We start from the raw sequence: 11,818 nt of genomic DNA on the forward strand, positions 1-11,818 counted from the left end.
TAACGGAGGCAGTATGGAAATACAAATTACAGCTAAAAATATTAAATTAACACCGGCAATAAAAGATTTTGCACAGACAAGACTTGATAAGATGGAAAAATATGTTGACCAAGTCGTTTGGGCGCAGATTTTTTTATCAGTAGATAAAAAGATTAACCAAAAAGCGCAGATAATCGTTCATGTCGGGAATAAAAATACAGTTGATGCCACTGCCATCGAAAGCGACCTTTATAAAGCTATAGACGCTGCCGCTTTTAAAGCGGAAGCCCAGCTTAAAAAAATTAAAGAAAAAACAAAATCCAGAAGAAGCAAAAAAGAAGAAATTGTTAATTTTATCGATCCTGTTATGTCCGTTCAAAACGATGTAAGATTTTCTGTAATCAAACAGGTTGAAGTAACTCCCATGAACCCGGAAGACGCCGTTTATGAAATGGAAAGACTTGGCTACACTTTTTGGATGTTTTTAGACGAAGACTCAAAGCAAATTAATATTATTTTTAAAAGGCTTGACAGCACATACGGCCTTATTAAACCGGTAAAAAAGAAATAACCTTTTGTACGGCGGCGTGAAACTGTTTTTGTAAAGCGGTTTCACGCTGTTTTAAAAGATTCCAAAGGAAAGTTTATGGCCGAAAGTCCTAAAAATTCGCGTAATTATTTCAGGTCTATAAGCGTGGAAGAAGTTTTAAAAGCCAAGGAAGATGATTTGCGGCTTGAAACTGTTTGCTGCGCAGAGTATCTTGACAGGGAGATTTCGCACCGAAACGTTAACAGACCGGGGCTTGCGTTGGTAGGATATCTGGAGAATTTCCGCGCGGATCTTGTACAGGTTATAGGCCGCGGGGAATATGCTTTTTGTAAACAGGCTAACCCGGCCGAACTTAAAGAAAATGTAAGAAGAATGCTTGCCGTAGGTAATGTGCCGTGTCTGGTTATAACCGCCGGGCAGCCTCCTCTAGAACCGCTTATAGCGGCCTGTAAAGAAGGTTGTGTTCCTCTTTTTACAACGGTTTTGGAAACTTCCGCTTTTGTAGGGGAGCTTTCCGCTTTTTTAGATGAAAAAGTATCCCCTACCACGCACGTGCACGGGGTGCTGGTTAACGTGTCCGGCCTTGGCATTCTTATAAGAGGCGAGCCCGGCATAGGTAAAAGCGAATGTGCTGTTGAACTTGTAAAACGCGGGCATATCTTGGTGTCTGACGATATCGTTGAGGTACAAAGACGAAGGGGAAATATTTTAATAGGTTCGTGTCCTAATATGATTAGGCATTATATGGAAGTGCGCGGGCTTGGGATAATAGACGTTGAACTTTTATTTGGCGTGGGTTTTACAATGGAATCAAGCCAAATAGCGATGGAAGTTAAGCTTACTTCCGCGGCGTCTAACATGACTATAGATAGGCTTGGAATAGAGCAAAAAACAACAACTATTTTGGATTTGGAAATACCTTCGTTATCCATACCTGTTACTCCGGGCAGGAATCTTGCAATATTAATTGAAGTCGCCGCCCTTAACCAAAGGCTTAGACACCAGGGCATTTTTTCGGCGCAGGAATTTAGTAAAAGAGTTTTAGATAAAATGGGGCAAAGGGCATCGGGGAATAAAGATGATAAATAATAAAAAAATATTTATAATTACCGGGTTATCCGGTGCGGGCAAAACAAAAGCCCTGCAGATATTCGGCGATTTTGGTTTCTATTGCGTGGATAATTTGCCGCTTGCCTTATTTGAACATTTTGTTGATCATTTAAAAAACAGGAAAGAAGAAAATATCGCTCTTGGCGTAGATATAAGGGAAGGAAAAGATTTAAAAACCTTACCCAAGATAATTGCCAATATTAAAAAGGCAGATTTTCATGTTTATACAATTTTTTTAGACGCGTCCGATTCAAAACTTGTTCAGCGTTTTTCTGAAACTAAACACAAGCACCCTATACAGAAAAAACTTATTGCGGCTATAGCGCAGGAAAGGAAACAGCTTGAGCCTCTTAGAAACATTGCCGATAAAGAAATTGACACTACAAATCTTACCTTGGGTGAGCTTAAGGAAAAACTTTCCAAAGTTCTTGTGTGCAACTTAAAAAAAGACAGTGAGATGCAAATCAGCGTTCTTTCTTTCGGGTTTAAACACGGCATCCCGTTGGAGGCCGATCTTGTTGTTGACGTGCGTTTTTTGCCAAACCCGTACTACCAGCCCAAGCTTAAAGAAAAAACGGGGTTGGATTCTCCCGTAGCGAAATATATAATGTCTTTTCCTGAAGCTAACGAATTTTTAATTAAATATTTAAATATGCTTAAATTTTTAATTCCCAAATATATGAAAGAAGGCAAATCCTACCTTACCATTGCTATAGGCTGCACGGGCGGAAAGCACAGAAGCGTTTTTATAGCTAACGCTTTGACAAAAGCTTTAAGCCAAAGCGGATTTACCGTATCCGAATATCACAGAGATATAAAAAAATAACAGGGGGCCTTTATGATAAAACTTGTGCTGATAGCGCATGGCGGGTTATCAAAAAGTTTTTTGGAAACGGCTGAAAATTTAAGCTGTTCTTCTTTAGAAGATGTTTATACCTATTCTGTAACTTGCAGCAGCGATATTAAAGTTCTTATACAGGAACTTGAAATGCTTTTTTTAAATTCGCCGGAAGGCGTTTTGGTTTTGTCCGATATTTTTGGCGGTACGGGTGTAAACGCTCCTATTCTGGCCGCTAAGGACATGAACAATGTTTTTATTCTTTCAGGTTTGAATATGGGTATGCTTATGTCTGCCCTGTATAATAGAGGCAAAATGAACGTGGCTGAACTTGCCCAAAAAGCGGAAGCTGACGGCAGGCGCGCCGTAATTAATGCCACTGATTTTATGAGTAAATAGAAATATTTTGCGGGAGTAATATATTAAGTATTGCTCTTCCGCATTTGAGAGAGTTTTATATGCCAATTGTTTTTGCAAGAGTCGATGACCGTTTGATTCACGGGCAAATTGTTCAAGGCTGGCTTCCTAGAATGGAAGTGGATGAATTTGTTGTTATAATAAACGAGGCGGACAATCTTGTCAAGTCTCTTTTACGAATTTCCCTGCCTTCGAACTACGGACTTCAAATTTTAAATAATGAAGACGCTGTGAAGTATTTAAAAGAGACGGATAAAAAAATATTTCTTCTTTTCAGTTCTTTAGAAGATGTTGACGTGGTAATAAGAAAAGGGCTTGGAATAAAAAATTTAAATGTGGGCGGGCTTCATTACCGTGAAGGAAGAAACAAAGTATTAACTGACGTTTATTTAGATGAAAAAGAAAAACAAATGCTTAAAAACTTTATGATTATCGGAATTAAACTTGACGGGCGTTCGGTTCCTAAGGAGCCGCACAATAATCTGGAGAGTCTGCTATGCAGCTGATTATATTGGTATGTCTTGTTGCCGCTTTGCTTGAACTTGATAACGTAAGTTTTGGACAGTTCGGCGTAGGCCGGCCGTTTGTAGCCGGTATAATTTTGGGTTTTTTTATGGGCAATATCGGGCTTGGTTTGCAAATAGGCGTTTTAATAGAACTTTTGTTTTTAGACTATATTCCCGTAGGCGGGGTTTTGCCTCCTAACGGTACGGTGGCAGTATTTGCGGCGGTTGTTGCGGCGGGCTTTGGCGCGCCGGTATATTTTGCTTTTTTCTACGGAGTGGTAGCCGGACTTATTTTTAAACAAATTGAATTTTTAACCCGCAATTATATAGGCAAAAAACTGCTTGAGAAAAACAAAGAGCTAACGGAAGAACCGCTTAAGGCAATAAAGGTTTTTATGATTTCAAGTTTAACTTTACAAATTGTTCTTAACTTTGCATTTTTAATGTTTGTGGTGTTTGCGGCAAAAACGGTTTTGTATTACGGGCAGGATGTGCATGAGCGAATACATTTTGCTTTCAGAACGGCGTATATCGCCGTTCCCTGGATGGGTATTTTTATATTACTCAGAAAATTTACTGAGAAGGCCGGTTGATGAATTTTAAAGATAAATTAACAATTTTTACGCGTTCTTTTTTTCTTCAAACGGGCTGGAATTATCTTAGGTTCCAGGGGTTGGGTTTTGCTTTTGTTATGACGCCCTGGCTTAAAAAATTTTATAAAGCAAAAGCTTTAGACTCCGCTCTGCTGCGTTATATGGAAACTTTTAATACTAACCCTATTATGGCTTCTTTTTGTTACGGCGCTTTGGCCCGTTCGGAAGGGGACGTCGCCTTAGCCCCGATGAAAAAAACAGAATGGCGCGTTATAAAAACTTTTTTGGCATCTTCTTCCGCTTCAATAGGGGATAGGCTTTTTTGGGATTCCTGGAAACCGCTTACTCTAGCCGCGGGTATTTTGGCCGCTTATTTATGCGCCATGGGCACAATAGATATTTTTTATTCCTGTTATATTTCAAATATGCAGGCAGCGTTTTTGCTGGGCTTTATTTTAGTTGTTTATAATTCTATAACGTTATATGTAAGATGGAAAGGTATAGAGGCGTCCTATGAGGGCGACAGGGACCATGCTTTCGGTCTTTTAATTTTTGACTGGAACAGAGCTATTAAAGTGTTTAGGTTTATAGGCCTTATAATAACACTGCTTATTATTTCGTTATATATATATGATACCGTAAAAGTTTTCTTTTTCTCAGCTGAGATTTTTATTTTTACGGCAATAATTTTATTTGTTGTTGTTATGAGCGGGTTCGCGCAGAAGTATGATATACCAAGCGTTTATTTATATATTCTGCTTACTTTAATTTTTAGTTTAGTGGCGTATTTTATATAGGAATTATGATTACACGAGACATACAGATAAAAAACAAAATGGGGTTGCACGCGCGTCCGGCGGCTATGCTGGCGCAGACGGCCGGGAAGTTCGCGGCTGATATTAAAATAACAAAATCCGGCGTTGAGGTTAACGCTAAAAGCATTATGGGTATTATGATGCTGGCGGCTGAATACGGCAGCATACTTACGGTAGCCATTGACGGGTCGGACGAAAATGAGGCTCTTAACGCTATATTAAACTTGTTTGAGAACAATTTTTCAGAGGCGTATTAATGATTACAATAACAGGGGTCGCGGCAAGCCCGGGCGTTGCTATAGGGCCGGCTTACATACACCATTTCGCAAGCCCGCTTACGGAACGCAGGCAGATAACTAAAGAGGATGTGAAATCCGAGGTTATCCGCATGCGCGCGGCTTATAAAAAAACTGAAGATGATCTTACAAAAGCCGAGGTTGAAATAAAAAATATTTTGGGGGCCGAATACGCGCAACTTTTAACGGCGCATAAGGCAATTTTGCAAGATCCTGCTTTTAAAAAAATGGTTTTAAGTAAAATACAAAACGATTTGCTTTCCGCCGAGAACGCCGTTCATTCCGCTGTTGAAGAGATAATCGTACAGTTTGATTCTTTGGAAGATGAGTTTTTCAGGGAAAGAAAAAATGATGTTTTTGATGTCGCAAAAAGGCTTTTTAACCATCTTTCGGGAGGAGGGGCGGAAACAACCTTTAAACCTTCAAAACCCTCCTCAATTTTAGTTGTTCATAATTTACTGCCTTCTGACACTCTTACTTTAAGAGATAACAGTTTTGTCGCTTTTGTAACAGACATCGGCGGTAAAACAAGTCATACGGCGCTTCTGGCCCAAAGTTTGGAATTGCCCGCCGTGGTAGGGTTATCTACCGCCAGCAAAACCATACAAAATGACGATATGCTTATTGTAGACGGGGAAAAAGGTATTTTAATAGTTAACCCTGACGCGGAAACATTAACTCATTATAAAAAAATACAACGCGAAATAAAAAAATCCGAAACACTGTTAAAAACAATTAATGATTTGCCTTTTATAACCACTGACGGCAAACGCGTACAAATGATGATAAACTATGACCCGCGTATGGATTCTAAAGAAACGCGTAAACTTAAGACTGACGGACTGGGCCTTTTAAGAACGGAATTTTTATATTTAGGAAGGGAAATTCCTCCTTCAGAAGAAGAACAAATTGAACTTTATACTCCCGCAGCTAAAAAGTTTGACATGCGGCCCGTTAATATACGCCTTGCCGATTTGGGCGGGGACAAAGTGCATTCTTTAAAACTGGGAGATTATTCGGAAGAACTAAATCCTTTTATGGGCTGCCGGGGCATACGGTTTTTATTAAAATACCCCGAACTTTTAACTTCGCAGCTACGGGCTATTGTAAAAACTTCGGCTCAGGTTAACGCGCAGATTAAAATTATTATTCCCATGGTTTCCAGACTTGAAGAGGTTTTGGAAACGAAAGGCATTTTTGAGCAAGTGTTGCAAGAATGTTCTTTGCAAGGTATATATCCTAAAAATAAAATTGATTTGGGCATTATGGTTGAGGTGCCTTCCATAGCGTTAGCTCTTGATTTTGTGCTGCCTCATATAGATTTTGTTTCCATTGGCACTAATGACTTGATACAATATATGGTAGCGGTGGACAGGGTAAATGAGGAAGTGGCCGATTTATATGATCCGTACCATCCGGGCGTAATAAGAATTATTAATGACATAGTTCAGTCTTGCCAGCAAAAGCATAAGAGCGTAAGCGTCTGCGGGGAATTAGCTTCCGACCCGGCTATAGTGCCTCTTCTTATAGGGCTTGGTGTTGATACTCTTTCAACTACGCCCAGAATGTTTTTAAGAATAAAAAACAGGCTTCGCACAATAAGTTATGATACTTGCGCAAACTTTGCGCAGGCTGCTCTTTTGATGGGAAGTTCTGAAGAAATTAAAAAGTTGAGTTTAACAATAGTAGATGAAAATTCGTAATTTCTCCATAGTAGCACATATTGACCATGGTAAGACAACTTTGTCCGACCGTATTTTAGAAGATACGGGAACCGTGGCTAAACGTAAAATGACGGCGCAGCTTTTAGACGGGATGGAGCTTGAAAAAGAACGAGGCATTACCATTAAAGCTAAAGCTGTGCGCATTAAATATAAAGACTATGAGCTTAATTTAATTGACACTCCCGGACACGTGGATTTTTCCTACGAGGTCGCGCGTTCTTTGCGCGCCTGCGAGGGCGTTTTGCTGCTTGTGGATGCGTCCCAAGGAGTTGAGGCGCAAACTGTAGCGCACGCCCACTTGGCGCAGAGTTTAGGGCTTAAAGTTATTCCCGTAATGAATAAGGTTGACTTATCACAGTCGGATGCTGACTTGTCCGAAGAACAGCTTTGGGAAATTTTAAGAGAGCCTATTTTAGCCGAGCGCGTAAGCGCCAAAACAGGCATGGGCGTTGACCATTTACTTGAAAGAATTGTTACCGATATCCCGGAGCCTAAGGGGAATCCTAACGGTAAACCCCGCGCTTTAATTTTTGATTCTTTTTATGACCCTTTTAGAGGCGTAATTATTTACGTTCGTATGTTTGACGGATCTTTAAAACAAGGGCAGACTCTTCGCCTTATGGGTGGTGGGCTGACATCGAAGATAGAAGAAATAGGTTATATGACTCCGCAGCTTGTTAAGTGTGGCGGTTTAAATATGGGTGAGGTGGGGTATATAGTTGCCGGCATTAAAGATATTCACAGCGTTAAAGTAGGCGATACTGTTACATTAGCCGATAACACTGCCGATGAACCTTTGCCCGGTTATGAAGAAACTAAACCCGTTGTTTTCGCAAGTATCTTTCCTATTGATTCACCCGATTATCCTTTGCTTAGAACGGCGCTTGAAAAGCTTAATTTGTCCGACTCTTCTTTTAGTTACCAAAGTGAAGTTTCTAAAGCTTTAGGCTTCGGATTCAGACTTGGTTTTATGGGGCTTTTACATATTGAAATTGTTAAAGAAAGGCTGGAGAGGGAATTTAACCTTTCCTTAATAGCCACAAGCCCTAACGTTGTGTATCATGTTAAATTTACTTCAAAAAAATCTCACCCGCAGGAACTTTCCGCTTTGCGTGACGCGGGCGACGGCTACAAAGTTATAGACAACCCCGCCTATTTCCCGCCGTACGGGGATATTATTGATATTAAAGAGCCTACCATAACAATTACCATAGTTACACCCGTGGAATTTATGGATGGCGTTATGACGCTTTTAAAAGAAAAGCGCGGTACTTATTTGGAAATGGAACATATTTCAAACATGCGCGTTATTATCAAGTACATAATGCCTATGGCTGAGATGGTTATTGATTTTTATAATAAGCTTAAATCGGTGTCAAAGGGGTATGCCTCTTTTGACTATGAACTTGACGAGTATCGAAGTTCAGACGTTGTTCTTATGGAAATTCTGATACACGGCGAACCTGTTGACGCTTTATCCGTAGTTACGCATAAAGACAAAGCGCAAACGCAGGGCAGAGCTTTATGCGAAAAGTTAAAAGAGCTTATCGGCAGGCAGATGTTTGAAATTGCCGTGCAGGCCCGTGTTAACGGTAAAATAGTGGCGAGGGAAACCATTCCCGCCATGCGTAAGGACGTTATAGCAAAATGTTACGGCGGTGATATTACGCGTAAACGTAAGCTTTTGGAAAAACAAAAAGAAGGTAAAAAGAGAATGAAATCCATAGGCAGCGTTGATATACCGCAAGAAGCGTTTGTGGCTATGTTAAAAATTGACCAGTAAAAATATTGCTTAAAATAAAACGGGCGTTCAATAAATTGAACGCCCGTTTTATTTATCTTAAAAAATATTTTATTCTTTATATAAAGGATAAAAGTAAATACCCATAAAAACCGGGTTATCGTAAAATCCTTTCACATTTTTCCTAAAAGCCCATAAAGCTGTCGGGTGCACGGTGTAAATTTGGGGCGCTTCCTCATAAGCAATTTTTTGTATTTGAGAGTAAAGCTTTTCCCTCTCGGAAACGTTTACGCTGTTTACCGCTTGTTCAATAAGAGCGTCAAGTTTAGGGTTTTTAAAACCCTGGCTTAAAGCATAGCGGCCCCGACTGTGTAAAAAGGGGAACACAAAGTTGTGCGGGTCCGCGTAATCGGCAATCCAGCCGCGCGACCACATGGGCATTTGGCGTTTATCGGTTTTTTCTAAAAAAGAAGCCCACGGCACGCCGCGCAGTTCAATTTTAAATTTGGGGTTTAAAGACTCAATATTTCTTTTTAAAATTTCACAGGCTATCTGCCTCATTTCGCCGCTGGTATTATAAGTTATTGTAAACTTAAATCCGTTTTCCCAAACTTTGCCGCCCCAGGCTTTTTTAAAGTATTCCTTTGATTTTTCCAAATCAAAATTATAATGAGGCGCGTTTTTGTCATAACCTATTAATCCCGGCGGTACAGGCCCGTTGGCAAGCGTGCCTTTATTTTGCATGGTTTGCGTTAAAAACGCTTGGTAGTCAAAAGCGTGGGCAAAGGCTTTTCGCAAATCTTTATCAGTAAAAAAATCATGCGGTATTCCTTTTCCGTCAAGTTTACTGCTGCCCACATCTGGGTTGGCGGTTGTGTTAATTTCATAAGTAAAAAATATGGCCGGGTCAGTCCTTAATCTTGGCAAATTATCCGCCAGGATAATGCCTTCATGTCCGTCATACTGCTTATCAAACTTTTGAGAAATTTCCGCCACGTCAACATCGCCGCTTTCAAGCATAAGGCGCATGGTGGAAGGTTCATCTACCGTCATAAGTAAAATATTCTTTATTTTAGGGGCGCCCAAAAAGTAATTTTCATTACTTAAGAGTGAAAGTCTTTTTCCCGTGATATCCCAGCGGTTTAATTTAAAAGGCCCGGTGCCGTTCATGTGGTTAAACAGATAGGAGTCGTCGCGCTCGCGGTTATTAAATTTTTGCCAGGTTTCAAGGCGTCCGTCCCACTCACCGTTTTCGGCGCACCATTTTTTATTCATTATGTATGACCATCGTGCCATAATTGATAAAAAAGGAGCGAACGGTCTTTTTAATTTAATTACAACATTATCCCCTTCTATTTTTACGGCCTCTTCTATATCTTTATTTGTTATTGTAAATTTGCTTCCGTCGCGTGTTGAGTTTACGCCCAAAATAGGTTCAAGCAATAAATTGGAAGGCCCGCCCGCGCGGTCAGATAAAATAAAACGGAGTATTGAATATTTTACGTCTTCGGGTGTTAAGATTTCACCGTTATGGAACTTCACATTTTTTCTTATGGGAAAAGTGTATGTCAGTCCGTCTTTAGAAATAAGGCCGTTTTCAATTGAAGGGACCTGCGTTGATATAAGAGGTTCAAATTTTGATATTGAGCTTCCTTTAAATTTTATTACCGTGTCATAGATATTTAAAATAAGCCCTTGTGTAACACCGTCATAAGAATAAATTGGGTCTAAAGACTGCATTTCCCCTTTATGGGCAAAAATAAGAGTTTGCTTGTCGCTCTCTTTTTTCCCGCCGCAGGCGGCTATAAAAAGCGCAAGCGCAATAATGAAAATTTTTCTCATGTCAGGTTCCTTTTTGTTTGGATATTTTGTAGCAAAGGCCTTTTTTATTTTTTAGCCAGGCGGCGGCAAATTCCGTTTTGTCGTAAATTTTTTCAACCTGCGCGTCTGTTTCAGCGCCGGGGTCATTAACAATAAAATCGCCTTGTTTTGTAAACCCTTTTATCAAGACTAAATGTCCGGGCGTTTCTTTTTGAGGAGCGCTTTTAAGCTCGCCCTCTTTAAAAGAAATGCTTGCTATTAAAGGAATGCCGGCGGAAACAATGTTCTGCGCCTGCTTAACGGTGTCGCAGCGTATAACGGCGTTTTCCAAGCCGTAAAGCCCGGCGTAGGAAGCGTTAAAAACCCAGTTGCCGTAAGTGTCGGCTTTTTTGTCATAAACGCCATCCACGGTTTCTTGTAAGGAGGAGCTGATTCCAAAATAATCAAGCGCCATGGCAATGCAGGTGGGGCTGCAAATTCTGTTTTTGCGCTCAAACCCGTGTTGTATCTGGCTTATCGGTTTTATGTTAAGTATTACGGACGGTTGGTCAGCTTGCTCGGTGGCGGCCTCTAAATCAAAAAGCGCTTTATGTTTTGTTATAACACAGTTTAAAGAGTTAAAACTCACTTTGCCTTTGGCGGTAATTCTGTATTTAAAAGAATCAATATATTCGGCAGCTTTAAAAATATCCGTATCAAAATGCCCTAATTCATTTTTTTCATTAAAACTTAAGTTATTGTTTTTTTCGATATGCAGATATTTAAGCCACTGTGTTTTTGAAGGACCTTTAAAAAATTTAATTTCTATTGTAATGCAGGATCCTTTGGGCATTATAGCGCAAGGCGTTAAAATAAAAGTATCCGCGTTAAACGGAAGCGGAATAATTTTAGAAGTTATTTTTAAAACATCATTTTCTTTATCGATATTTTCCAGGTTGTCTTTGTTTAATGTTTGGCTAAATGAAATCTGGTAGGGAGGCTGTTGCATATTTAATACCTCTTTTTAAATTATAATAGGACCTATTAAGTATGACATTTTTTTAACTAAAATTAAATTGGGGCACCCGGACTTGAACCGGTAACGGGAAAGACTTCCGTCCCCTCTCTTTATAATACGCTCGCAAAGTGTTGCTCGATTTGGAGGTTCTTGTAAATTTTACCTGTCTTTTACGGTATTATTAAATTAAATCGGGGCACCCGGACTTGAACCGGGAACCTCTCGGTCCCAAACCGAGCGCTCTAGCCAATTGAGCCATGCCCCGCCAAACTAATTATACTAACTTAGAATTAAATTTTCCTTTCTTATAAATAAATTGCCGCTTTTAAAAAGCGGCAATTTAAATTACTGCGCCCGGCAGGACTTGAACCTGCGACCCATCCGTTATGAGCGGATTGCTCTAACCAACTGAGCTACAGGCGCTAAAAGTG

General features: G+C 40.0%; 12 protein-coding genes and 2 tRNA genes. 10 read left to right on the top strand and 4 right to left on the bottom strand.

The window, feature by feature from the left end; all coding sequences use genetic code 11:
* Positions 1-13 precede the first annotated feature (13 nt).
* The 10 genes from hpf to lepA all read left to right on the top strand — a co-directional run bounded on the left by hpf (position 14) and on the right by lepA (position 8,611).
* Complete coding sequence (gene hpf, locus EMIN_RS00630; protein WP_012414304.1) at positions 14-550, top strand: ribosome hibernation-promoting factor, HPF/YfiA family; 537 nt, start codon at positions 14-16, stop codon at positions 548-550.
* A 75-nt stretch (positions 551-625) separates the two neighbouring features.
* Positions 626-1,618, top strand: a complete 993-nt coding sequence (gene hprK / locus EMIN_RS00635) for an HPr(Ser) kinase/phosphatase (protein WP_012414305.1) — start codon at positions 626-628, stop codon at positions 1,616-1,618.
* Positions 1,608-2,465, top strand: a complete 858-nt coding sequence (gene rapZ, locus EMIN_RS00640) for an RNase adapter RapZ (protein ID WP_012414306.1) — start codon at positions 1,608-1,610, stop codon at positions 2,463-2,465. The genes hprK and rapZ overlap by 11 nt, the downstream gene beginning before the upstream one ends.
* A gap of 12 nt (positions 2,466-2,477) precedes the next feature.
* Positions 2,478-2,876, top strand: coding sequence for a PTS sugar transporter subunit IIA (locus EMIN_RS00645; protein ID WP_012414307.1), 399 nt, complete (start codon positions 2,478-2,480; stop codon positions 2,874-2,876).
* A 59-nt stretch (positions 2,877-2,935) separates the two neighbouring features.
* The gene (locus tag EMIN_RS00650; RefSeq protein ID WP_012414308.1) at positions 2,936-3,400 is read left to right on the top strand and encodes a PTS sugar transporter subunit IIB; all 465 of its coding nucleotides are present in this window, start codon (positions 2,936-2,938) and stop codon (positions 3,398-3,400) included.
* Positions 3,391-3,993 (top strand): PTS sugar transporter subunit IIC, encoded by a 603-nt coding sequence (locus EMIN_RS00655; protein WP_012414309.1) that lies wholly within the window; start codon positions 3,391-3,393, stop codon positions 3,991-3,993. The genes EMIN_RS00650 and EMIN_RS00655 overlap by 10 nt, the downstream gene beginning before the upstream one ends.
* Positions 3,993-4,790 (top strand): PTS system mannose/fructose/sorbose family transporter subunit IID, encoded by a 798-nt coding sequence (locus EMIN_RS07960; RefSeq protein ID WP_012414310.1) that lies wholly within the window; start codon positions 3,993-3,995, stop codon positions 4,788-4,790. The genes EMIN_RS00655 and EMIN_RS07960 overlap by 1 nt, the downstream gene beginning before the upstream one ends.
* A gap of 5 nt (positions 4,791-4,795) precedes the next feature.
* Entirely contained in the window at positions 4,796-5,065 is a 270-nt protein-coding gene (locus EMIN_RS00665; protein ID WP_012414311.1) for an HPr family phosphocarrier protein, read from the top strand.
* Positions 5,065-6,807, top strand: coding sequence for a phosphoenolpyruvate--protein phosphotransferase (ptsP, locus tag EMIN_RS00670; protein WP_012414312.1), 1,743 nt, complete (start codon positions 5,065-5,067; stop codon positions 6,805-6,807). The genes EMIN_RS00665 and ptsP overlap by 1 nt, the downstream gene beginning before the upstream one ends.
* Positions 6,794-8,611 carry a translation elongation factor 4 gene (gene lepA, locus EMIN_RS00675; protein ID WP_012414313.1) on the top strand — a complete coding sequence of 606 codons (1,818 nt, stop codon included), beginning with the start codon at positions 6,794-6,796 and terminating at the stop codon, positions 8,609-8,611. The genes ptsP and lepA overlap by 14 nt, the downstream gene beginning before the upstream one ends.
* Positions 8,612-8,680: 69 nt before the next feature.
* Here lepA and EMIN_RS00680 read toward each other — a convergent pair whose 3' ends face one another.
* The 4 genes from EMIN_RS00680 to EMIN_RS00695 all read right to left on the bottom strand — a co-directional run bounded on the left by EMIN_RS00680 (position 8,681) and on the right by EMIN_RS00695 (position 11,810).
* Positions 8,681-10,411 carry an ABC transporter substrate-binding protein gene (locus tag EMIN_RS00680; RefSeq protein WP_012414314.1) on the bottom strand — a complete coding sequence of 577 codons (1,731 nt, stop codon included), beginning with the start codon at positions 10,409-10,411 and terminating at the stop codon, positions 8,681-8,683.
* Between the two features lies 1 nt (position 10,412).
* Positions 10,413-11,378: a C39 family peptidase gene (locus EMIN_RS00685; protein WP_012414315.1), complete on the bottom strand. Its 966-nt coding sequence runs from the start codon at positions 11,376-11,378 to the stop codon at positions 10,413-10,415.
* Positions 11,379-11,578: 200 nt separating this feature from the next.
* Positions 11,579-11,652 (bottom strand) — tRNA-Pro (locus EMIN_RS00690).
* 84 nt (positions 11,653-11,736) lie between these two features.
* Positions 11,737-11,810, bottom strand: a tRNA-Ile gene (locus EMIN_RS00695).
* Between the last annotated feature and the right edge of the window lie 8 nt (positions 11,811-11,818).

The organism is Elusimicrobium minutum Pei191 (assembly GCF_000020145.1).
Taxonomy (GTDB): domain Bacteria; phylum Elusimicrobiota; class Elusimicrobia; order Elusimicrobiales; family Elusimicrobiaceae; genus Elusimicrobium; species Elusimicrobium minutum.